We start from the raw sequence: 23,061 nt of genomic DNA, 5'->3' as shown, positions 1-23,061 counted from the left end.
ATGGATCGCGGCGCTGGAGGATGCGATTGCGCGGGATGACCGTTCCACCATCCGCGCGGTGCTCAAGGACGCCGTGCCCGAGTTCGGCTCGAACGCCGCCTGATCTTTTTTCGGTGTCCGCCGGCCATGCGGGCCGGTTCGAAAGCCAAGATGCAGAGTTACGGAAAAGTCGTCGTCGTCAGCCAGCATTATCCGCCGGATCCGAGCACGACGGCGGCGATCATGGCATCGATTTCGCAGCGCGTGGCGCAGGAGGCCGACGTTCTGGTGCTGTCAGGCACGGCAGGCTCCGCGACATCGGCGCAAACGGGCGAGCCGGAGGTCGTCGAAGCCAGGAGCTGGATGCCGGCAAAGGGCGCGCTAGGAAAGCGGGCGGTGGCCGAATTGCTGTTCACGGTCCGGATGTTTTTCGTGCTGTTGGCGAGGCTCAAGCGCGGCGATGTCACGCTTACGGTTCCCGCGCCCTTCATGCTGCCTTACGCCTTTGCCGCGGCGTCTAAATTGAAAGGCGCGAGGTCGGTGCTGATCATGCACGATCTCTATCCCGACGTTCTCGTCATGGCTGGCCTGTTGAAGCCGCAGTCGATCGTGGCGAAAGCGATGCGCGCCCTGAACGCGCCGATGTTTCGCGCGCTCGACGCCGTCGTCATCATCGGCCGCGACACGGAAAAGCTGTTGTTGCGCTATGGCGGAATGACCAGCGACAAGATCCACTTCATTCCGAACTGGGCGACGCTTGCGCGTGGCGTCCGCGCGGTCGAACCTGGCAATCCGTATCGCCGTTCGTTGTCCGCCCGCTTTGTCGTCGGGCTTTCGGGCAATCTCGGTTTCACCCACGACCCCGTGATCGTGTTCGAGGCGGCCCGGTTACTGCGGGACGATAGGGATATCCATTTCCTCTTCTCGGGCTGGGGGGTCGGCTTCGACCAGTTGAAGGCGATGCAGGCGGAGGCGAAACTTCCGAACGTCACCCTGGTCGAGCGCGTCGAGGACGATGAGTTGGAGATTTTTCTCTCGGCCGCGGACGTCTGGATCATTCCCTACCGCAAGAACGTCGCCGGCGTTTCGGTGCCGAGCCGGTTCTACAATCTGCTGGCAATCGGCCGTCCAGTGATCCTGGTTTCCGAAGCCGATGCCGAGGCGGCGCTGACGGTGACCGAGCACGATATCGGCTGGGTCGTCGAACCCGGCAACGCCGACGAACTGGCGGAAATGGTCGGTCGCGCCGTCCGTTCCATCGATCCGCAGCGGGCCGAACGCGCAGCTGAAATCTCCAAACGTTTCGATTTTGAGATCGCCATGACCGCGTATTGCGGCCTGATCCGCGAGTTGGCGCAGAAGAAGCCGAGCTATTAGCCGATAGACGGCGCGCGGCGCGAGAAGCGGCGCATCAGAAACGCCGTGGCGACAGCTCCCGCAACAAGAAGCAGGCCGGAGATCGCAGGCGAAGACGTCATCACCGAGCCGATCGCCAATGCGGCCAATAGAATGTTGAGCGCGAATACCTCGCGCACCACGCCCGATACTGAAAATCCGTTGTCGGTGGCGCGCTGATAGAAGTGGCTGCGATGCGCCGCCCAGAACGGCTCGCCCCTCGCGATGCGCCGCAGCAGGGTAATGGTGGCGTCGGCGAGATAATAGAGCGGCAACAGCAGCGCTGCTGCCACTTGCTGATGCCAGGCCAGCTGCAGCAGGCACCAGCCGGCTAGCAGGCCGATCGGCAGGCTGCCGACATCGCCGAGAAAGATTTTCGCCACTGGCCGGTTGAAAGGCGCAAAGCCGAGCATCGCTCCGAACAGGGCTGCTGCGGCGACCGTTGTCGACGCCGGAAGATCGCCGAACCAGCCGAGCAGGACCAGCGCGGCGGTGACTGGCACGATTTCGGCGACCGTCATCAGATCGAGCCCGTCCATGAAGTTGACGAGGTTGACGAACCACAGGCCAGCGAGCAACAGCAGGCCGCGCTCGAGCCAGAACGGGCAGGCGGGAACGATCCGAAGGCTTTCGGGCGCGGCAACGATCACCGCCGCGACGGCAAGTCCCTGCAGCAACAGCCGCGGCAGGACCTGGAGGGGTTTGACGTCATCGGCAAAGCCAACGGCCGCGATGAACAGCGTTGCGCCGAATGCCGCGACGGGAATTTTCATGTCTGCTGCGCCGGCAAGTGCAATGACGGCGGTCGCCGCGATCAGCGTGGCCGCGATGACAGCGATGCCGCCGCCTTGCGGCGTCGAGATGCGATGGGAAGAACGCGCATTTGGTTTCGCCAGCGCTATTCGCACCATGAGCGGCCGGATCGCCCAGGTCAGGATGCCCGACAACAGCGCCGCCGGCACCGCTGCGGCAAACGACAGCACTAATTGCGAATTGGCCATTCTACCCGCGCGGAAGTTATTCGGAGATTATTTGGGAACCTCGATCGGCGCCGTGCCCTGCGCGGCTTTCTCGGCGCTCAATATCCAGACCAGCCCGCCGATCAGACCGACGATGAAGGACACCGCGCCATAGAGCAGCGAGATGTTGACGCCCTCATTGGCCATCAGGCCGGCATAGCCGAACGCCAGCCCCATGGTGGCCTCGCGGACGCCCCAGCCGGCAATCGAGATCGGCAGCATGGTGATCAGCATGACGGGCGGAACGAGCTGGAAGATCTGGCCGAACACCACCGGCGCTGCGATCGATTGCACGACGCACCAGGCGATGACGACGGCGAGCACGTGCACCAATAGCGACAGCACCGCGACCTTCGGGCCGTGGGTAGGGCTGAACAGCACGCGGTTGGCGATCACCGAGCAGGCGTGGATGTGGTGGGTGCCCCACCAGTGCTTCAGCCACGGCCATTTGAGCCTGCCGAGCAGGAGAAATCCGAGGCCGCCGGCAAGCGCTGCGAAATCGACGAACAAGAGTGCCGACCTGCCGTGCGGATCGGTGATCAGACGGTAGCTCCAGGGCAGGCTCGCGACGATGACCACCGCGAGAGCGATCAGGCCGATGGCGCGGTCGACGAAGATGGAATAGGTCGCAGCCCGCCAGCCATGACCGCTGCGCGCCACCAGCCACAGCCTGACCGCATCACCGCCGATCGAGGAGGGCAGCGTCTGGTTGAAGAAGGTTCCGATCACGTTGAAGCGCATCGCCTGCCGGGTCGGCAGCGGCGCACCGCACTCGGCGCTGATCTCGCGCCATCGCAGCACGCCGATGAAGATCTGCAGGAACGTCACCGCGATCGCTACACCGATCCAGCCCAGGCTGGAGACGTCGATGCGAGCGGCGAGGTCGGCAAGGTCGACCTTGCGCAGCGAGAAATACAGCAGCGCCGCCGAGACCAGTATCTTTAATGTCGAAAGCAGGATACGGCGCATCTCGCCCATGCCGGGTTTGAGAAGGGGGGTGCAAAGCGATGCAATTCGGCGCCTTGGTATGGTTTTCGAGCCGTTCTGGCAATAGCGGGGCTGGTAGGTGTTGCGGCGGCCTCGGCAACGCGGGTAAAGAGGCTCGGGGACAGAAATTTCAGCCGTTGAGCGGTGCCTCCGAGGGATATGATGCCGGATCAATCCATTTTGGTCACTGGAGCTGCGGGTTTCATCGGCTTTCACGTCGCTCGCCGGCTGCTTGCCGAGGGCCGCGCCATCATCGGGCTCGACAATCTCAACGACTATTATGATCCGGCGCTGAAACGGGCGCGGCTGGACATCCTGCGCGGTGAGCAGGGCTTTGCATTCGAGCAGGTCGACCTCGCTGATCGCGCCGCCATGGAACGCCTGTTCGCCAAGCACCGCTTTGCAAGGGTGGTGCATCTCGCGGCGCAGGCCGGCGTGCGGTATTCGATCGACCGGCCGCATGCCTATGTCGACGCCAACCTTGCGGGCTTCGTCAATGTGCTGGAAGGTTGCCGGCATCACGGATGCGGCCATCTGATCTATGCGTCGTCCTCGTCGGTCTACGGCGCGAATACGAAACTACCGTTTTCGGTAGACGATAAGACCGACCATCCGGTCAGCCTCTACGCCGCTACAAAGAAGGCCAATGAGCTGATCGCGCATTCCTACAGCCATCTCTATCGCCTTCCGGTGACGGGTCTGCGGTTCTTTACCATCTATGGGCGGTGGGGCCGTCCTGACATGGCGATTTACCTCTTTACCAAGGCGATCGTCGAGGGCACCCCGATCAGGCTCTTTAACCATGGCCGGATGCGGCGCGACTTTACCCATATCGACGACGCGGCGCGCGTCGTAGTGCAACTGGTCGACCAGGCCCCGCGCGACGGCGGCCCCGCGGCCGGTGCGCCAGCACAAATTTACAATGTCGGCAACAATCATCCGGAAGAGCTGACCCATGTGGTAGCGGTTCTGGAGCGGGAACTGGGGCGCGCGGCGGTCCGGGAGATGCTACCGATGCAGCCTGGAGATGTGACCGAGACCTTTGCCGACGTCGCGGAACTGATGCGCGACACCGGCTTCAGGCCTCAGACTTCGATCGAGGACGGGCTTCGCGATTTTGTCGCGTGGTACCGTGACTACCACAGGATTTGAGGCCCGATGACCCGACGAATTATTCCCCTGATCATGTGCGGCGGCGCAGGAACGCGGCTGTGGCCGGCCTCGCGTGAGGTACACCCCAAGCAGTTCCTGTCGCTGTTCGGGGAGCGCTCGACGTTCCAGGACACGCTGTTGCGGGTTTCGGACGCTGATCTGTTCGAGCGGCCCGTCATTATCACCAACAACGCCTATCGCTTCATGGTGCTCGAGCAACTGGCGGAGATCGGGCTCGAGGCAGACGTACTGCTCGAACCGATGCGGCGCGATTCCGGTCCGGCGATTGCGGCCGGCGCCGCCTTTGCAGAGGCGCGCGACAAGGACGCGATCGTGCTGGCGCTCGCCGCCGATCACGTGGTTCGCGACACGCCAGCTTTCGTTGCCGCCTGTCGCGAGGGGCTGGCCGCGGCGGAAGCCGGCCACATCGTGACGTTCGGCGTGCAGCCCGAACGCGCCGCCACTGAATATGGTTACATCAATCCCGGCGAGGTGATTTCCGGCAAGGTTCGCGCAGTCGCGAAATTCGTCGAGAAGCCGGATACGGCAACGGCGGCGGGTTATGTCGAGGCAGGCTATCTCTGGAACAGCGGCAACTTCATGTTCCGCGCTGCCGTGCTGTCGGACGAATATCGCAAGGTCGACGCGGAAAGTGTCCAGGCCGTCACCGATGCGGTGGCGAAGGCGGGCACCGACCTCGGCTTCGTCAAGCTCGATGAGGCCGCGTTCGGTTCGGCGAAGTCGATCTCGATCGACTATGCGGTGATGGAAAAGACCGCGCGCACCGCCGTCGTGCCGGTCGCATGCGGCTGGTCCGATGTCGGCTCCTGGCATGCGGTGTGGGAATTGTCCGGCAAGGACGGCGAGGGTAACGCGGCGCGCGGTGCAGCCGTGTTCGAGGATTCGCGCAACTGCAACGTTTCAACCGACCGCGCGCTGGTCGCGCTGGAAGGTGTCGACGATCTCGTGGTGGTCGCAACGCAAGATGCCGTGCTGGTCTCCAGGCAAAAGGACTCCAACGGCCTGAAGCGGCTGGTCGCGAAATTGAAGACGGTGGCGCCGCAGGTGACCGAAGATCACATCCGGGTGCATCGGCCCTGGGGCTCCTATCAGTCGGTCGACAATGGCGACCGTCATCAGGTCAAGCGCATCATCGTCAAGCCGGGCGGGCGGTTGTCGCTGCAGAAGCATCATCATCGGTCCGAGCACTGGATTGTGGTGCGCGGCGCGGCGCAGGTAACCGTCAACGAGTTGGTCAAGACCGTGCACGAGAACGAATCGATCTACATCCCGATTGGCGCGGTGCACCGGCTGGAAAATCCCGGCAAGATCCAGCTCGAACTGATCGAGGTCCAGACCGGCAGCTATTTGGGCGAGGACGACATCATCCGCATCGAGGACGACTACAAGCGCAGTTGAGCGGAGACCGTAATTCTACCGGTCCTGCGGTTGTAACTGTTTGAATCAAAACGTGTCCGAAAACCGCCAATCGCATTCGCCACGTCTGTGACGGCGTGCTAGAGAACCGCCGGGGAAAGTTCCAGCGCCGAATCTGCTTGGGGTCTACAAATCATGAGTTCCAAAGGGTCCGCTTCCGACGCGAAGACCGGTGAAAAACGCGGCTTGCGTGTAGGCGTCGTCGGCGCGGGCGTGATGGGCAGCAACCATGCCCGCGTGCTGGCCGGCCTGCCCGGCGTGACGCTGGTCGGTATCGTCGATCCCTTGCCTGAACACCGCGCGCGCGCCACTGCGCTTGCCGGCTGCCGCGCCTTCGCCGAGCTCGACGAATTGTTCGACGAGGGCGTCGATGCCGTGACGATCGCGGCGCCGACCCATCTGCATCACGAGATTGCGCTGGCCTGCATCACCCGCAACATCCATCTCCTGGTCGAGAAGCCCGTCGCCTCGACGGTGGAAGAGGGGCGGGACATCGTCAATGCGGCGAAGAGCGCCGGCGTGACGCTGATGGTCGGCCATGTCGAGCGCTTCAACCCCGCGGTCGCGGCGATCAAGCAGGCGATCTCGGGCGAGGATATTTTGTCGATCGGCATCACCCGCGTCGGGCCGTTTCCGCCGCGCATGTCCAATGTCGGCGTCGTCATCGATCTTGCCGTGCACGATATCGACCTGATCCGCTGGTTCACCGAGTCCGATATCGTCGAGGTGCAGCCGCAGCTTTCCAGCGCGGTTGCCGAGCGCGAGGACATCGCTCTCCTGCAATTCCGCACCGCCTCCGGCGTGCTCGCCCACATCAACACCAACTGGCTGACGCCGTTCAAGGCGCGCAGCGTCACGGTGGCGACCCGCGGCAAATATGTGATGGGCGACCTCCTGACGCGGCAGGTGACCGAGTGTTTCGGCTTCAAGCCCGACGGCAGCTATTCGATGCGCCATCTGCCGGTCGGCCATGACGAACCGCTGCGCGCCGAGCTAATCGCATTCCTCGATGCCGTCCGCACCGGCAATGTACCGGCGGTTTCCGGCGATGAGGGCGTCGCCAGTCTCGAGATCGCCATCCGCTGTCTCGAACAGCCCGCCAAGCCCGCGGCCTCCGCCGTGCGCAAGGGACCGCGCCGCGTCGTCGGCTGAACCTCACTCCGATTCCTGCAAGGCTCCATGAACCAGCACATGCGCCCAGAACCCGTTCCTTTCTATGATCTCGCGTCGCAACGCCGGCGGCTCGGCACATCGATCGATGAGGCGATGGCGCGGGTGACGAGCCATTGCCTCTTCATCAACGGTCCGGAAGTGGCCGTGCTGGAGAAGGCGCTGGCGGATTTCTGCGGCGCCAGGCATGTCGTGAGCTGCGCGAGCGGCACCGACGCGCTGCTGATGGTGCTGATGGCCAAGGAGGTCGGCCCGGGCGACACCGTCTTCTGCCCCTCGTTCACATTCTGCGCGACCGGCGAAGCGGTGGCGCTGACCGGTGCGACGCCGGTGTTCGTCGATGTCGATGAAGCAACCTTCAACATGGATGCAGCTTCGCTCAAGCGTGGGATCGCGACGGCCAGGCAGCGTGGCCTGAAGCCGCGGGCGGTAATCCCCGTCGACCTGTTCGGCCAAAGCGCCGACCATGATGCGATCGCAGCGGTGGCGAAGGCCGAGGGCCTGTTCGTGCTCGACGACGCCGCGCAGGGGTTTGGCGCGAGCTACAAGGGCCGCCGGACCGGTTCGTTGGGACTTGCGACCGCGACCAGCTTCTTCCCGACCAAGCCGCTCGGCTGCTTCGGCGATGGCGGCGCCATCTTTACCGATGACGACGAGCTTGCCGAGACGCTGCGCAGCATCCGCGTCCACGGCCAGGGCTCGGACAAATACGACAATGTGCGTCTCGGCCTGACCGGACGTCTCGATACCCTGCAGGCGGCGGTCCTGATCGAGAAGCTGAAGATTTTCGAGGACGAGATCGCGGCCCGCAACCGCGTCGCGGAGCGCTATGCCCGCGGTCTCGGCAACGTCGTTACGGTGCCGCGCCTGGCCTCCGGATGCACATCGATCTGGGCGCAGTATACCATCCGCCTGCCGAAGGGGACCGATCGTGACGGCTTTGCGGCAGCGCTGAAGGCGCAGGGCGTTCCGACCATGGTCTATTATGCGAAATCGATGCATCAGCAGACCGCGTATAAGGGTTTCCCGGTAGCGGATGGCGGGCTGCCGGTGAGCGAACAGCTCTCCGACGATGTCATCAGCCTGCCGATTCACGCCTATCTCGACGAGCCGACGCAGGATCGCGTCATCCAGGCGGTGCGCGGCGCGCTTTCTGCCTGATTTCACCGTTTGACGAATATGCGCTAGAAGCGGCGCATGCTCGGACGCATCTTTACCGTCGGCGGATACACGCTGCTTTCGCGGCTGACCGGGTTCGCGCGCGACATCATGCTCGCCGCCATTCTCGGCGCGGGGCCAGTGGCGGATGCGTTCTTCGTGGCGCTGCGGCTGCCCAATCACTTTCGCGCGATCTTCGCTGAGGGCGCCTTCAACGCCGCCTTCGTGCCGGCCTACGCGCATCTGCACGGCAAGAGCGAAGCGTCGGCGCGGCTGTTCGCCGACCGTATCTTCACGCTGCTGTTTGGCGCGCAGGTCATCCTGCTCGTCCTGGCCTGGGTGTTCATGCCGGAGGTGATCGCCATCCTCGCGCCGGGGTTCAAGGACGATCCGGCGCGCGGCGAACTGGCGATTTCGCTGACGCGGATCACGTTTCCGTATCTGCTGCTGATCACGCTGGTGACGCTGTATGGCGGCATGCTCAACGTGATGCATCGCTTCGCCAGCGCCGCCGCCGCGCCGATCTTCCTCAATCTGTCGATGATGGCGACGCTGGCGCTGGCCGCGTTCTTTCCGGGCGTGGGCTACGCCGCGGCCTGGGGCGTTCTGCTCGCTGGTATTCTTGAATTCCTGCTGCTGGCGGGTGACGCCACGAAGAGCGGGATCCTGCCGAAGTTTGCAATCCCGAGGCTCGACGAGGATGTGCGCGCGTTCTTTCGGGCGCTGGGGCCTGCGACCCTCGGCTCGATGGGAACGCAAATCGCGCTGTTCGCCGACACCATCATCGCGACCTTTCTGCCGGCGGGCGCGCTTTCGGCGCTGTATTATGCGGACCGCCTCAATCAGTTGCCGATCGGCGTGATCGGGATCGCGATCGGCACCGTGCTGCTGCCGGAAATGTCGCGGCGCCTCTCCGCCAACGACGTCACCGGCGCATCCGTCGCGCAGCGTCGGGCGTTCGAATTCTCGCTGTTGTTTTCGGTACCGTTCGTTGCCGCCTTCCTGACCGTGCCTGACGTCATCATGCGCGCGATGTTCGCGCGCGGCGCATTCTCGAAGGCGGATGCCGTGGCCGCGGGCGCGACGCTGGCCGCTTACGCGATCGGGCTGATTCCGTTCGTGACCATCCGCAGCGCGGTAGCGACCTTCTACGCCCGCCACGACACCGCGACGCCAGTCAAGGCGGCGCTGACCGGCGTTGCCGTCAACGTGGCGCTGAAGATCGCGCTGATGGGCGCGCTGGCGCAGATCGGCCTGGCGCTCGCCACCGCCATCGGCGCCTGGGTCAATCTCCTGCTGGTGCTGTTCTTTGCGGTGCGGGCCGGCTATCTCGAACTCGATCGCACCTGGATGACGTCTTTCGCCAAGTTCGCGACTGCCGGTATCGTGCTCGCCGCCGCATTGTGGGGCATCGCACGATTCGCGGCCGTCTATTTCGCGTCAATGCATGCTTTCCGCGACGAGACCGCATTGTTGCTGCTGATTGTCGCCGGCGCGTTCGTTTATGGGGTTACCATCATTCTGCTGTTCGGCAGGGGATGGCTATTTGTGCTGGTCCGCGACCGCCAATCCCGGGGCTAAGCTTCTGTGAATAAACGAAATTTTCTGGAAGTGACGCGGTGGCCGCGCTGACGCATTTTCGCGTCTGCTGACGGAAAAACGCCGGCATTGTGAGCCGGGCATCATCAAGTTTTCTTGTTGTGCAGGTGCAGAAAATCCGGCTGCTGGAATGGTGCTCGCCGCCGAAAGCGGGGGTTTGCGCTGGCTCGCGAACCGCTGCAATATAGAATGCTTCCAGGTGCGTGATCCGCAAGCGCGGATAGGGGTTTCTCCGAAAAGGATCATGCTCAAAACAAAAGTGAGCGCGATGACGTTTCAAGTCATGACGCGCTAATGGAATTGGAGATACGATGGCAGCTCCCATCAAATTCGGCGTCGGTCAAAGCGTTCTTCGCAAGGAAGACGACGCGCTCATTCGCGGCAAGGGCCGCTATACCGACGACCATTCGCCACAGCCGGCGTTGCACGCGCTGATGCTGCGCTCGCCGCATGCGCACGCGAAATTCACCCTCAACGTCACGAAGGCCCGCGGGATGCCGGGCGTGTCGTTGATTCTGACCGCGGCCGAGGTCGGCGATCTCGGCGATCTGCCATGCCTGTTCAATCTGGAAGTCGACCCGTTTACCGGCCCGCCATACCCGATCCTCGCCAAGGACGAGGTGCGCCATGTTGGCGATGCCGTGGCCTTCGTGGTTGCCGATTCCATCGACCAGGCGCGCGATGCGATCGAGGCCATCGACGTCAAATGGACGCCGCTACCGGCCGTGGTCGGTGTCGTCAACGCCGTCAAGCAGGGCGCGCCACAGGTCTGGCCCGACAAGCCCGGCAACGTGCTGTTTGACGTGCCGGTTGGCGACAAGAAGGCGGCTGAGGCCGCCTTTGCCAAGGCGCACGCGGTCGCCGAAGTAACGATCGTCAATCCGCGCGTCATCACCAACTTCATGGAAACGCGCGCAGCCGTAGCCGAATACGACGCCAAGCGCGATCACCTGACGCTGACGATCGGCAGCCAGGGCAGCCATCGCCTGCGCGAAATCCTGTGCGGCATGGTGCTGAAGATTCCGATGGAAAAGATGCGGGTGATCTGCCCCGACGTCGGCGGCGGCTTCGGCACCAAACTGTTTCCCTACCGCGAATATGCCCTGATTTCAGTTGCGGCGAAAAAGCTGCGCAAGACCATCAAGTGGACCGCTGACCGCTCCGATCATTTTATGGGCGATGCGCAGGGCCGCGACAACGTCACCACCGCGAAGATGGCGCTGGCCGAGGACGGCAAATTCCTCGGCATGGACGTCGACCTGATGGGCGACATGGGCGCCTATCTCTCGACCTTCGGGCCGTACATCCCGCACGGCGGCGCCGGCATGCTGCCGGGTCTCTACGACATCCAGGCCTTCCACTGCCGTGTCCGCACCGTGTTCACCAACACCGTGCCGGTCGATGCCTATCGCGGCGCCGGACGTCCTGAAGCGGCGTATGTGGTCGAACGCCTGGTCGACGCGGCGGCACGCAAGCTCGGAATGACGCCGGATGCTATCAGGCGCAAGAATTTCATTTCGCCGAAGGCGATGCCCTACAAGACCGCGACCGGCAAGGTCTACGATTCCGGCGACTTCACCGCGCATATGAAGCGCGCGATGGAAGTCGCGGGCTGGAAGGAATTTCCCAAGCGCGCCAAGGCGGCGAAGAAGGCCGGCCTCGTGCGCGGCATCGGCATGTCCTGCTATGTCGAGATCTGCGGCACTATGGGCGAGGAGACCGCCAATGTCGCGCTCGATCCCAATGGCGACATCAACATCCTGATCGGCACCCAGTCGAGCGGGCAGGGGCACCAGACGGCCTACGCGCAGCTCGTCGCCGAGCAGTTCGGCGTGCCGCCGGAGCGCGTCCATGTGCTGCAGGGCGACACCGACAAGATCGCGACCGGTCTCGGCACCGGTGGCTCGGCGTCGATCCCGACCGGCGGCGTCAGCGTCGAGCGCGCCACGCGCGAACTCGGCGCCAAGCTGAAGGAGATCGCGGCGGAAGCGCTGGAGACCAGCGCCGGCGACCTCGAGATCAGCAATGGCGTCGTGCGCATCGCCGGCACCGATCGTTCGATCAGCTTCGCCGACCTCGCGAAGCGTCCCGGCGTCGATCCCTCGAAACTAAATGCGAGCGCGACGTTTGCGCAGGCCGACGGCACCTATCCGAACGGCACGCATCTTGCCGAAGTCGAGATCGATCCCGCGACCGGCATCATCAAGATCGTCAACTACGTCATCGTCGACGATTTCGGCGTCACGCTCAATCCGCTGCTGCTCGCCGGCCAGGTGCATGGCGGGGCGATGCAGGGGATTGGCCAGGCGTTGATGGAGCAGGCGGTCTACAGCGCAACCGACGGCCAGCTCGTCACCGGCACCTTCATGGATTATGCGGTGCCGCGTGCTTCCGACGGTCCGTCATTCCATTTCGAAACGCACAACGTGCCGTGCACGACCAATCCGCTCGGCGTCAAGGGTGCGGGCGAGGCCGGCGCGATCGGCTCCTGTCCCGCGGTGGTCAATGCAATCATCGAGGGGTTGTGGCGCGAGTACAAGATCGACCACATCGATATGCCGGCCACGGCCGAACGGGTCTGGATCGCGATCCGCGAGGCGCAGAAGCAGCATAATCTCTGATATTTTGTCGCATGCGGAATGATGCGCCGGGTGCGGTGTTTACAAACAGTCGGTCCGCACTTTGGGGCCGATACAAACCCGAATTGAAGGGGGATTAGCCAATGAAGCGGATCGTCGTCGTCGTAGCTGTGCTTGCATTCAGTGCCGGTGCGGTCGTTGCACAGCAGGATCAGGTCAAGCGGACCCAAGCCATGATGAAGGACAATGGCAAGAACGCCGGCGCGTTGTCGGCGATGGTCAAGGGCGAAAAGCCCTATGATCAGGCGACCGTCAACGCCGCGATCGGCCAGTTCGACGACACCGCCAAGAACCTTCCTACATTGTTTCCTGCCAGCCTCAAGGGCGTGAAGTTCGAGGGGGACTACAGCCCGTCACCGAAGATCTGGAGCGACAAGGCCGGTTTCGACGCAGCCATTGCAAGCTTCGCCAAAACGGTCACCGAGGCCAAGGCAAAGATCAAGGACCTGGATTCGCTGAAAGCAACCATGCCCGCGATCGGTAAGGAATGCAGCAACTGCCATGAGACCTTCCGCGTGAAAGGCTGATGATTGGTCGTCCCGGCCCTGTGCGCAATTGCGCATAAGGAGCCGGGACCCATACGCCGCGGCGGCTATTGTCGAGTATGATCGCCGACGGCGTCGCTCAACAATAGACGACCGGGATTATGGGTCCCGGCGTTCGCCGGGACGACGATTTGTTGTTACTGTCTTCAGTGCGACTAAAACGAAAAAGGCAGACGCTTGATGCGTCCGCCTTTTTTGCTTCGGCGCAAATGCGAAGTCTACTTCGTTACCTGGCCGCGGATTTCGCCGCCCGGATTGGCTGCGGTGTGGATGTTGATGTAGTACTTGCCGCCCACGAGGTCGGCGGCCTGCGCATCGGTCAGGGTCGCGCTGCCCTCGACCGGACTCGACGTCGCATTGGGAATCGCGACCGCGACGCCGGCATTCTTGCCAGCTTCGGCCGGGCCGTGGAAATGCGCGGCAGTGGCAGGACCGGACAGGCCGGAATAGCTCAGCTTCCAGCTCAGCTTCTTGCTGGCGGGATCGTAGTCGATGTCGGCCGTACCGGTGGCCGTGCTGGTGTTGGGCGGCACCTGGGCCTTGCCGTCGAGCGTCGCCTTCATCTTGTCGGCAGACGCGGGTCCGGCAAAAGCAACGGCTGCCCCCAGCGCAAGCATGACAAGCATGGTCTTGTTCGACATGGTGTTTCTCCCTGTTGATTAAGAAGCGGGCCGTGTCAGCCTCAAAACAACGACTTTCCGGATTTATTCCCCGAACGGCGGCCATGACATCAGCAATTTCGTGGAAGCTTATGGCGCGATGTGCGTTCATACTGTCATCGAATTGAGACTCCTGACGATGGATCGGTGAATGCTGCGACGAATTCTCCTTGGCTTGATCTTCGTGGGCGTCGCTGGCGCCGGAATCTTCTGGTGGCTGACGATCCCGGCGGTGATTGCCCCGGGCTCGCTGGCTCCTCGCACGCCGAACCTGGCCAATGGTGCTGCAACGTTCAATGCCGGCGGCTGTTCCTCCTGCCACGCCGTTCCCAACCAGCCGGACCGGCTGAAGCTCGGCGGCGGGCTTGCAATGCCTTCGCCGTTCGGAACGTTTTACGTTCCCAACATCTCGTCCGATCCCACTTACGGTATTGGCCGATGGAGCGAAGCGGATTTCGTGACTGCGGTGCTCAAGGGGACTTCGCCGGATGGCACGCATTATTTTCCGGCTTTTCCCTATGCGTCCTATCAGCATGCGACGGTCGAGGACGTCCGCGATCTCTTTGCCTATCTGAAGACGCTTGCGCCGGTGACCGGCAAACCGCGCGACCACGACGTGCCGTTTCCATTCAGTATCCGCCGCAATGTCGGAATCTGGAAATGGCTGTTCATGGACGGCAAGACTTACACAGTGGACGCCTCGCGTTCTCCGTCATGGAAGCGCGGCGCTTATCTCGTCAACGGTATGGGCCATTGCGCCGAGTGCCACAGCCCGCGCAACTTCCTGGGCGGCATCGTCGAGGCGCAGCGCTTCGCCGGCGGGCCCAATCCGGAGGGCGAGGGCTGGGTACCCAACATCACCCAGAAGAGACTGGCCGAGTGGAGCGCAAAGGACATCGCCTACTTCCTCGAAACCGGACAAACGCCCGATGGCGACACCGCCGGCGGACCGATGGTGCGCGTGATCAAGAATACGTCGCAGTTGTCGCCGGAGGATCGCGCCGCGATTGCGGAATATGTGAAGTCGCTGCCTGCAGTCGAGGGACCGCCGCGGCCGAAGAAGAAGGAAGGCTGAGAGCGCGGAAAGCCTTGCGCGCCGTCAGGGCGTCAGGGCCGCGGTGACCGGTTCGCGCCTTTCCCTTTCCGGCAGCGAGGGCACGATGGTCAGCGGCTTTTGCGGCACCGGCGCGGGCGTGGCGGTCTTGCTGCGTCTCAAATCCGCAGCACGCTTGGCGGCTGCAATGTCGGCAGACGGGCGGTCGAAATCGTCCACCCGGTACAGCACGAAGCCGCGATCCAAATAGGCGGCTGCGAAGCGCGGATAATATTGAACGCCCAGATTGTATGTGGCGAAAGCCGGCACCGGCTCGAAGCGGCCGACCGGCGCGGCGCCCGCTTCCTTTACTGCCGGCGCTGCGGAGGTCAGCGTGACCGCGCCGGTCGAAATCTCTCCACCGCGCGGGGCATGGGCCTCGTCCTGCACCGGGGTGTCGGGCAGCAGCGCCAAAACTTCCTGCGCGCGGCCGGTGGTTCTGTCAGCCAGCATTTCCGCGGCGCCAGGTGGCGTCGAAAAAAGCCCGAACAGGACGTAGCCGCCCACCAGCACCGCCGAAATGACCGAGGCCGCCATCGTGTTGGAGGCGAGCTTGTGCACCCTCTCGTAGGTACGCGTTGTCTTCGTCGTGGGGGACGGCTGCAGCGCAATGGCGAGCAGTTCATCGTAGGTCGCGCGCTGCTCGGCATCGTTCAGGATGTCATAGGCGCGCACGAGCTCCCTGAACCTCAGCGCGGCATCTGGATTGTCGGGATTGATATCGGGATGCGTCGCCTTCGCGGCCTTGCGGAACGCCGTCCGCAATCCCTCGGCGTTATCGCTCGGAAGGGCTCCGAGCAAATCGTACAGCGTCCCCATGGTGGTACTCGCGACTACTCCCCCCGGAACGTCCGCCGCCGCGGAACTCCCGATTGACGACGCCCCAGATAATGAAAAATATCAAGGCGGTAGGATGATCCTGTTATGGCAAAAGCATGCCATGGTTAACGTCGTTGCCGTGCATTGCGGTAAAGCGGTGCCGTTTTGTGCAGCAGGAGTTGCTGAGGGCGCCCCGGGTCAACTTCGCGCAAAGCTATCCAATGGGCCGGCCGGTGCCGGTCGGCAGCCTCGACCGCCAGCCTCAGGCCTAGTCTCCAAGCCGCGATATTCCAAGGTCGTCGGCGACCTGGTCCAGTGCGCGCAATAGCGCCGGGGCGACGGGAATTCCTGCGCTCGTCCGCTTCATCCGCGTTTCATGGCTGCGTTCGCCGGGCATCCAGATGCGGTCTACGCCCGGGATGCGTTCGCTGTTGCGGAAATCGCGCACCAGCGCATCGACGCTTCGCTTGAAGACGGCGACGTCGCCGAAAGCGGCGATGTTGATCGCGGCGATCGCCTGTCCGGTGTTGGTGACGCTGTCGTCATCGTGGTTGAAGTCGATGACCTCGCGGCCCATCGCGGCGCCGCCGAGCGTGCCCGCGAGCAGGCCGATGATCATCGCCAGCCCATAGCCCTTGTATCCGGCCTCCATGCCGCCGAGCGGCAGCAGCATGCCTTCGTCGGCGCGTTTCGGGTCGGTCAGCGGCTTGCCCTTGCGGTCGATCATCCAGCCCTCCGGCATGGTCTCGCCGCGCAACGCCTTGGTCTTCACCTTGCCGTAGGCGGCGACCGTCGTCGCCATGTCGAGCACGATCGGCTTTTCCTCGCCGGCCGGAATCGCCGCCGCGATCGGATTGGTCGACAGCAGCATGTCGAGGCCGCCCCAGGGCGGAAGGTGGTTGGCATTGCCGACTGCGAAATAGAGCCCGATCATGTCATGGGCCAGCGGCATCGTGGCATAGAGCGAGGCGGGGCCGGCATGGTTTGAGAACTGCGAGTTGACCCAGCCGATGCCGGTGGTCCGCGCTTTTTCGATCGCCATCCCGGCGGCGCGTTTCATGACGAGGTGGCCCATGCCGTTGTCGCCATTAAGCACGGCCGTGCTGGCGTGCTCATGCACGACATGGATGTTCGGCCGGACGTTGAAGCCGCCGGCCTTGATCCGCCTGATATATTGCGGCAACCGGCTGACGCCATGCCCGTCCGCCCCCTGCAGGTCGGCCGCCGCCATCAGCGCCGCGACCTCTGCGGCGTCAGCGTCCGGCAGGCCGACCGCGGCGAGCGCCTGCTGAATGAAGGCCTTCAGCCGGTCGAAAGTAACTGACGTCTCGGACAGGACGGGCACTCCCGTAAGGCCCGCGGGCGTGGCCGCGCCGGGCGAAGTCGACGGCGATGTGCGGGGCCGCTAGCCCGTGCCGAACGCCTTGAAGGTGATGATGGTGTGGGTGTCCTGGATACCCGGAATCACCTGCACCTTCTCGTTGACGAAATGGCCGATGTCGGTGTCGTTGTCGACGTAGAACTTGACCAGCAGATCGTAATCGCCGGCGGTGGAATAGATCTCCGAGGCGATCTCGGCCTCGGCGAGCGCATTGGCGACGGCGTAGGACTGGCCGAGCTTGCATTTGAACTGGACGAAGAAGGGAACCATCGCTGTCGTCTCCGAATAAATTGGCCCCAATAGGCCAAAAACCGCCGGTCATGGCAAGCCAGCTTGCTGCCCACGGCCGGGCGCGGTAGGACAATCCATGATCCCAAACACGCCAACTGCGCGAGGCTTGCGGTGACGACGCCGATCGCCCTGACCATCGCCGGCTCCGATTCCTCTGGCGGCGCCGGTATCCAGGCCGACCTGAAGACGTTTGCTGCGCTCGGCGTCTACGGTGCCTCCGTAATCACGGCGCTGACAGCGCAGAATACCCAGGGCGTCAGCGGCATCCATCAGGTGCCGGCTGAATTCGTCACCGCGCAGATCGACGCGGTGTTTTCCGATCTGGCGGTAGGCGCGGTCAAGATCGGCATGGTGGCGCATCCGCCTGTCATCGATGCCATCGTCGCGGGGCTTGCGCGCTGGTCGCCGAACCACGTCGTGCTCGATCCCGTGATGGTCGCAACTTCGGGCGACCGGTTGCTCGCCGCCGAAGCGGTCGAGGCGCTGCGGACAAAACTCATTCCGCTGGCATCGGTGATCACGCCCAACCTGCCGGAGGCGGCGGCGCTGCTCGATGAAGCCGTGGCGGCGGACGAAGCCGCAGTCGAGCAACAGGGCAAGCGTTTGCTCGGGCTGGGGTGCAAAGCGGTCCTGATCAAGGGCGGCCACGGCGAGGGCGCCGAGAGCATCGACTATCTGGTCGGCGCGAATGGTGCGATCGCGCTGGCCGCGCCGCGCATCGCGACGAAGAACACCCACGGCACCGGCTGCTCGCTATCCTCGGCGATTGCGGCGGGGCTCGCGAGGGGGGAGGGCACGGAGACCGCCGTGCGCAACGCCAAGGCGTGGGTGACCGCCGCGATTGCAGCGGCAGACCGGTTCAGCGTTGGGCATGGCCACGGCCCGGTGCATCATTTTCACAAATATTATTGAGCGTCTCCGTTGTCCCTGCGAACGCGGGACGACGTCGAGATATCGCCGCCGCGATGTCGCTTGCCTGTCGCATCGCGCTGCTATCCGCAAACTGCGGGGCGCGACATTGATTCTCGTGGGGCTATGGGTCGCGTGAACTAGTCATCGCCCTGTCACAGAAATCTGTCAGGGGACAGGCATGGGTAGTGACGCCTTGAGTGAAGAGAGCCCGGAACGGCGCTTTCGTACCTTGTTCATCTCCGATGTCCATCTCGGGGCCCGCGGCTCGCAAGCGGATCGATTGCTGGATTTTCTCAGAACACACGACGCCGACACCATCTATCTGGTCGGCGACATCGTCGATGGCTGGGCGCTGAAGTCGAGCTGGTACTGGCCGCAATCGCATAACGACTTCGTGCAGAAGATGCTGCGCAAGGCGCGCAAGGGCGCCAAGGTCATCTACGTGCCGGGCAATCACGACGAATTCCTGCGCAACTATTACGGCACCCATTTCGGCGGCATCGATGTGGTGGAGAACACCATTCACACCGGCGTCGACGGCAAGCGCTACCTCGTCATCCACGGCGACATCTTCGATCTCGTGGTGCAGAACGCGCGCTGGCTCGCCCATCTCGGCGACAAGGCCTACGACTTCGCCATCCAGATGAACCGTCTGGTCAACTTCTTCCGCCGCATGTTCGGCGTGCCCTATTGGTCGCTGTCGCAATGGGCGAAGCTGAAGGTCAAGAATGCCGTGAACTATATCGGCGCGTTCGAACAGACGCTGGCCGGTGAAGCGCGGCGGCACGGCGCCGACGGCGTGATCTGCGGCCACATCCATTACGCCACCATCCGCGACGAGCATGGCATCCGCTACATGAATTGCGGCGACTGGGTGGAGAGCTGTACCGCGCTCGCCGAGCACGAGGACGGCCGGTTCGAGATCATCACCTGGACCGATCCGGTGCGAAGGGCTGCGCCGGTTCCCCGCGTCGCGGCGCGCGCCGCATGACGCATATCCTGGTCGCAACCGATGCGTGGCATCCCCAGGTCAACGGGGTGGTGCGCACGCTGACCGCAATGGCGGAAGCGGCCAGGGGACTTGGTGTCGAGGTGAGTTTCCTGACGCCGCAATCGTTTCGCACCTTTGCGATGCCGAGCTATCCCGACCTGCGGCTGGCTCTGCCGTATCCAGCAAAAATCGCGCGATTGATCAAAGCGGCAAGGCCCGACAGCATTCATATCGCGACCGAGGGCCCGATCGGGCTTCTGGTGCGGCGCTATTGCCGCAAGCATGGCTTGCCGTTTACCACGAGCTTTCACACCCGGTTTCCCGAATATGTCTCGGCGCGCTCGCCAATCCCGGAATCATGGGTGTGGAAGGCGCTTCAGTGGTTTCATCGGCCGAGCCGGGCGGTGATGGCGGCGACGCCGGCGCTGGCAGCCGAATTGCGGATGCGCGGTTTTCGCAACGTGGTGCTGTGGTCGCGCGGCGTCGATACCTCGCTATTCCATCCGCGCAGCACCGATCTCTGCCTGCCGATGCCGGTCTATCTCTGCGTCGGCCGGATCGCGGTGGAGAAGAATCTCGAAGCCTTCCTCGATCTCGATCTGCCTGGCACCAAGCTCATCGTCGGCGATGGACCTGCCCGGATGGCGCTGGAGCGGAAGTATCCTGATGCCGTGTTCCTCGGCGCAAGGCACGGCGAGGAACTGGCGGAAATCTACGCAGCCTCCGACGTTTTCGTCTTCCCCAGCCGGACCGACACGTTTGGACTGGTGCTGCTGGAGGCGCTGGCCAGCGGGCTGCCGGTCGCGGCCTTTCCTGTCACCGGCCCGCGCGACGTGATCGGCGCGGCGCCCGTGGGCGTGCTGAGCGAGGATTTGCGGGCCGCCTGCCTTGAGGCGCTGCAGATCTCGCGGGAAGATTGCGTCGAATTCGCCGCCGCCCATACCTGGCAGGCCTCCACGCGGGTTTTCATCGAGCATGCCATGAATTCTCGCCCGGTCGAATCGGAGGGTGAGGCGGCCGAATTTGTGGCGGAAGACCCGCATTTCGCCGCCTGAGATCACCTGAATCTGTATTGCTCGTCGGCCTGCTTGCGCGATACAAAGTGTGGATGACGGAAAAAGCCTCAACGGCACCGGTCGGTGCCGCAGATATCGACGCGGCGGCGCGGGTGGTTGCCCCGTTCGCTGTGCGGACGCCGCTCTTGTCGTTCCCCGTTCTCAACGAGCGCGTCGGGACCAAAGTCTTTCTCAAGCCTGAAATGCTGCAGCGGACCGGATCGTTCAAGTTCCGCGGCGCCTTCAACAAGCTGGCTTCGATCCCGCAGGACAAGCGGGGCGGCGGGGTCGTTGCGTTCTCTTCCGGAAACCATGCCCAGGGCGTGGCGGCGGCGGCGCAGATCCTCAACATGCAGGCGACCATCGTGATGCCTGCGGATTCTCCGGTCACCAAGCGCGAGCGCACCAAGGGCTACGGCGCCGAGGTGGTGCTCTACGACCGCGACAAGGAAGACCGCGAAGCCATTGCCAACGGCATCGCCAGCAAGCGTGGTGCGACGCTGGTCCGCCCCTATGACGATCCCTTCGTCATCGCCGGGCAGGGCACCGCGGGCCGCGAGATCGCAGAGGACATGGCGGCGCTCGGGCTCAGCGCCGATATCGTGGTGGCCCCGGCGTCGGGCGGCGGGCTGATCGCCGGCGTTGCGACGGCGGTGAAGTCAAAATTTCCGCAAGCGCAGGTGATCGTCGCCGAGCCGAAGGACTATGACGATCACGGCCTGTCGCTGCGCGCCGGCCATCGCGAGGCCCATCACGCCGCCGGCCGCACCATCTGCGATGCGCTGATGGCGGCGATGCCGGGCGAACTCACCTTCTCGATCAACAGCAAGCTGCTGGCGAACGGCGTGACCGCCTCCGACGAGGAAGTCGGCGCGGCGGTCGCCTATGCCTATCGCGAATTGAAGCTGGTGGTCGAGCCCGGCGGCGCCGTCGGCCTCGCTGCACTGCTCGCCGGACGCATCGACGCCAAGGGCAAGAACGTCGTCATCGTGCTCTCCGGCGGCAATGTCGACGCGGACCTGTTCGCCAAGCTGGTCGCCTGATCCAGCTCTCTAAAAATCAAAACCGGGCAGAGCTTATGCTCTGCCCGGTTTTTCATTGCGCTGGTTTGAGTCAGCGCCTGAAGCCGCCACCCATTCTGCCGAACGAGCCACCACCGAACGAACTGCCACCGAACGAGCTGCGGGACGGGCCTGCGGCGAAGCGGTTGAAATTTCCGCCGCCCATGCCGCCGTTGAATTGGCGCGGCGCGGTTTTGATCATGGGCCGCGAGGTCATCATGGGCCGTGAGGTCATCATGGGCTTGTTGGCGAACCGCGTCGGATGGCGGTCGAACTTGCCGGGGGAGGTGGCGATCTTGCCGGCATTCCCGCCGTTGTTGACGGAGCCCGGCTTGAACTTCCCAGGCAGGGTGGTGACCTTACCGGCGTTGCCGTTGAGTTTGCCGTCATTGATCGGGTTGATACCCTTGGCGGGAAGCGTGACGATCTTCGAGGGCATGTGACCGTGGGTGCCGAAATTGCCGCCAAGATTGCCCTTGGAGATGCCGAGGGTGGACACGTTGCCGACGTTGCCCGGCTTGAACGCCGGCGACTGCTTCGCCAGATGCGTGAAGTGCATCAGCGGAACAGCCTTCGGCGCTGTCTGCAGCTTCAGCGCGGACTTGGCGTAGGGACTGCTCGAATAATTGTCATAGAAGGTCTTGTAGGCGAACGGCGAGTTGGCGACGACCGCCTTGTGCCACGCCGTCGCCACCCGCAAGTTGCCGAGCAGCAGGCGGACGTGATCGCACAGCGGATCGTGCGGGTAGAGGCGGATGAACTCTTCATAATATTCGGGCGAGCCTTCCGAGAGCACGTAATCGTAAGCCTGGCGCGCCGAACGCGACGGCAGGTTCGACGCGACCTGCATGATCGGGCGGCGATCCGGCGCGCGGCCTGCGGCAACCGCGGTATCGCCGAAGAAGTAGAAATCGGAGGTCAGCGAGGAGCTTTCCCACGGCGTCTGCTTGCCGGAGGTGGTATTGTTCACCTCGAGCCGGACGCGCTTGAACAATTGCTCGATCGGCAGGTTCGGTTCACGTGCGATATTGAGGAACGCCCTCGTATACGGGCTATGGTTGCCGTCGCCGTCCTGCGCCTCCATTCCCGGCGCGGTGGAGTAGCCGACGATCGAGCCTCGCGGCGCATCGACGATAGCGAGGCCACGTCCGGCGTCGTTGACCTCCGGGAAGGGATTGTTGCGGCAGGCGTCGAGCACGACGATGCGCATCCGGCTCTGGATCGATTCCAGCGTGCCCATCACGTCGACCAGCCGCAGCGAGTTGCCATCGAGATCGGATGGCGAGGAGATCCTTGCGTCGACCGGCAGCAAATAGTTCTCGCCGGCCACCTGCACGCCATGGCCGGCATAGTAGATCATGGCGACCGCGCCGGGACCACGCTCGGCGACCTTGTTGGAGAAGTCCTGCACCACCCTGACCATGTCGCTGCGCGTCAGGTCGGTCGCCTGGGTGACCTCGAAGCCCGCCGAGTTCAGAAGCTGCGCGATCGATTGCGCGTCGTTGCCGGGATTGGCGAGTTTTGGCGCGGTCTGGTAATTCGAATTGCCGATCACCAGCGCGACGCGCTGGTCGGTCAGCGGCCCTTGCATGCCGTTGCGGATGTCGACGTTCGGCGCTTCGGCGAAAGCCGCACCGGTAACAGCGAAGCTCAACAGGCCTGCCAGCAGGCTGGCACCCAATAGCAATGGCTTAAAACGGGACATGGCTGCCTCCTCGG

20 protein-coding genes are annotated in these 23,061 nt (G+C 63.7%); 13 read left to right on the top strand and 7 right to left on the bottom strand.

Annotated features, from left to right (window positions below; genetic code table 11):
- Nucleotides 1-150 precede the first annotated feature (150 nt).
- Complete coding sequence (locus AC0QUY_RS29570) at nt 151-1,356, top strand: glycosyltransferase family 4 protein (protein ID WP_475389767.1); 1,206 nt, start codon at nt 151-153, stop codon at nt 1,354-1,356.
- Here the strand turns inward: AC0QUY_RS29570 and AC0QUY_RS29565 are convergent.
- Both AC0QUY_RS29565 and AC0QUY_RS29560 read right to left on the bottom strand, forming a co-directional pair.
- Nucleotides 1,353-2,375, bottom strand: coding sequence for an MraY family glycosyltransferase (locus AC0QUY_RS29565; RefSeq protein ID WP_475389766.1), 1,023 nt, complete (start codon nt 2,373-2,375; stop codon nt 1,353-1,355). The two genes, AC0QUY_RS29570 and AC0QUY_RS29565, sit on opposite strands and share 4 nt — an antisense overlap.
- A gap of 27 nt (nt 2,376-2,402) precedes the next feature.
- The gene (locus AC0QUY_RS29560) at nt 2,403-3,362 is read right to left on the bottom strand and encodes a lysylphosphatidylglycerol synthase transmembrane domain-containing protein (protein ID WP_475389769.1); all 960 of its coding nucleotides are present in this window, start codon (nt 3,360-3,362) and stop codon (nt 2,403-2,405) included.
- A gap of 180 nt (nt 3,363-3,542) precedes the next feature.
- Between AC0QUY_RS29560 and AC0QUY_RS29555 the strand changes: the two genes are divergently transcribed.
- The 7 genes from AC0QUY_RS29555 (at nt 3,543) to AC0QUY_RS29525 (ending at nt 13,062) form a co-directional block, all read left to right on the top strand.
- Nucleotides 3,543-4,532 carry an NAD-dependent epimerase gene (locus AC0QUY_RS29555; protein ID WP_475389765.1) on the top strand — a complete coding sequence of 330 codons (990 nt, stop codon included), beginning with the start codon at nt 3,543-3,545 and terminating at the stop codon, nt 4,530-4,532.
- A 6-nt stretch (nt 4,533-4,538) separates the two neighbouring features.
- Nucleotides 4,539-5,951, top strand: coding sequence for a mannose-1-phosphate guanylyltransferase/mannose-6-phosphate isomerase (locus AC0QUY_RS29550; RefSeq protein WP_475389763.1), 1,413 nt, complete (start codon nt 4,539-4,541; stop codon nt 5,949-5,951).
- Nucleotides 5,952-6,104: 153 nt separating this feature from the next.
- Nucleotides 6,105-7,121, top strand: a complete 1,017-nt coding sequence (locus tag AC0QUY_RS29545; RefSeq protein ID WP_475389761.1) for a Gfo/Idh/MocA family oxidoreductase — start codon at nt 6,105-6,107, stop codon at nt 7,119-7,121.
- A 27-nt stretch (nt 7,122-7,148) separates the two neighbouring features.
- The gene (locus AC0QUY_RS29540; protein WP_475389759.1) at nt 7,149-8,300 is read left to right on the top strand and encodes a DegT/DnrJ/EryC1/StrS family aminotransferase; all 1,152 of its coding nucleotides are present in this window, start codon (nt 7,149-7,151) and stop codon (nt 8,298-8,300) included.
- 36 nt (nt 8,301-8,336) lie between these two features.
- Complete coding sequence (murJ, locus tag AC0QUY_RS29535) at nt 8,337-9,878, top strand: murein biosynthesis integral membrane protein MurJ (RefSeq protein WP_475389758.1); 1,542 nt, start codon at nt 8,337-8,339, stop codon at nt 9,876-9,878.
- A gap of 329 nt (nt 9,879-10,207) precedes the next feature.
- A complete protein-coding gene (locus AC0QUY_RS29530; RefSeq protein ID WP_475389756.1) occupies nt 10,208-12,517 on the top strand; it encodes a xanthine dehydrogenase family protein molybdopterin-binding subunit in 2,310 nt (769 codons plus the stop codon).
- 101 nt (nt 12,518-12,618) lie between these two features.
- Nucleotides 12,619-13,062 carry a c-type cytochrome gene (locus AC0QUY_RS29525; RefSeq protein WP_161855822.1) on the top strand — a complete coding sequence of 148 codons (444 nt, stop codon included), beginning with the start codon at nt 12,619-12,621 and terminating at the stop codon, nt 13,060-13,062.
- A gap of 236 nt (nt 13,063-13,298) precedes the next feature.
- Here the strand turns inward: AC0QUY_RS29525 and AC0QUY_RS29520 are convergent, their stop codons facing one another.
- The gene (locus AC0QUY_RS29520) at nt 13,299-13,721 is read right to left on the bottom strand and encodes a CHRD domain-containing protein (RefSeq protein ID WP_161855821.1); all 423 of its coding nucleotides are present in this window, start codon (nt 13,719-13,721) and stop codon (nt 13,299-13,301) included.
- 169 nt (nt 13,722-13,890) lie between these two features.
- On the opposite strand from AC0QUY_RS29520, the gene AC0QUY_RS29515 reads away from it, so the two are divergent.
- The gene (locus tag AC0QUY_RS29515; RefSeq protein ID WP_475389755.1) at nt 13,891-14,814 is read left to right on the top strand and encodes a c-type cytochrome; all 924 of its coding nucleotides are present in this window, start codon (nt 13,891-13,893) and stop codon (nt 14,812-14,814) included.
- 24 nt (nt 14,815-14,838) lie between these two features.
- On the opposite strand, the gene AC0QUY_RS29510 is transcribed toward AC0QUY_RS29515, so the two are convergent.
- The 3 genes from AC0QUY_RS29510 to AC0QUY_RS29500 form a co-directional block, all read right to left on the bottom strand.
- Nucleotides 14,839-15,651, bottom strand: a complete 813-nt coding sequence (locus tag AC0QUY_RS29510; protein WP_475389753.1) for a J domain-containing protein — start codon at nt 15,649-15,651, stop codon at nt 14,839-14,841.
- A gap of 268 nt (nt 15,652-15,919) precedes the next feature.
- Nucleotides 15,920-16,996: an Ldh family oxidoreductase gene (locus AC0QUY_RS29505; RefSeq protein ID WP_475389752.1), complete on the bottom strand. Its 1,077-nt coding sequence runs from the start codon at nt 16,994-16,996 to the stop codon at nt 15,920-15,922.
- Nucleotides 16,997-17,056: 60 nt separating this feature from the next.
- On the bottom strand, nt 17,057-17,302 hold the full coding sequence (locus AC0QUY_RS29500) for an Lrp/AsnC ligand binding domain-containing protein (RefSeq protein ID WP_029583462.1): 246 nt from the start codon (nt 17,300-17,302) through the stop codon (nt 17,057-17,059).
- A gap of 132 nt (nt 17,303-17,434) precedes the next feature.
- On the opposite strand from AC0QUY_RS29500, the gene thiD reads away from it, so the two are divergent.
- The 4 genes from thiD (at nt 17,435) to AC0QUY_RS29480 (ending at nt 21,324) form a co-directional block, all read left to right on the top strand.
- Nucleotides 17,435-18,235 carry a bifunctional hydroxymethylpyrimidine kinase/phosphomethylpyrimidine kinase gene (gene thiD / locus AC0QUY_RS29495; protein WP_475389750.1) on the top strand — a complete coding sequence of 267 codons (801 nt, stop codon included), beginning with the start codon at nt 17,435-17,437 and terminating at the stop codon, nt 18,233-18,235.
- A 178-nt stretch (nt 18,236-18,413) separates the two neighbouring features.
- Nucleotides 18,414-19,226, top strand: coding sequence for a UDP-2,3-diacylglucosamine diphosphatase (locus AC0QUY_RS29490; RefSeq protein WP_161855817.1), 813 nt, complete (start codon nt 18,414-18,416; stop codon nt 19,224-19,226).
- Entirely contained in the window at nt 19,223-20,281 is a 1,059-nt protein-coding gene (locus AC0QUY_RS29485) for a glycosyltransferase family 4 protein (RefSeq protein ID WP_475389749.1), read from the top strand. The genes AC0QUY_RS29490 and AC0QUY_RS29485 overlap by 4 nt, the downstream gene beginning before the upstream one ends.
- Before the next feature lie 53 nt (nt 20,282-20,334).
- The gene (locus AC0QUY_RS29480) at nt 20,335-21,324 is read left to right on the top strand and encodes a threonine ammonia-lyase (protein WP_475389748.1); all 990 of its coding nucleotides are present in this window, start codon (nt 20,335-20,337) and stop codon (nt 21,322-21,324) included.
- Nucleotides 21,325-21,394: 70 nt separating this feature from the next.
- Here the strand turns inward: AC0QUY_RS29480 and AC0QUY_RS29475 are convergent, their stop codons facing one another.
- Nucleotides 21,395-23,047, bottom strand: coding sequence for a caspase family protein (locus AC0QUY_RS29475; protein WP_475389747.1), 1,653 nt, complete (start codon nt 23,045-23,047; stop codon nt 21,395-21,397).
- Nucleotides 23,048-23,061 lie beyond the last annotated feature (14 nt).

Source organism: Bradyrhizobium sp. WYCCWR15520 (assembly GCF_056174665.1).
Note: the sequence above shows the minus strand (reverse complement) of the source record. Positions and strands in the feature narration are given on the sequence as shown.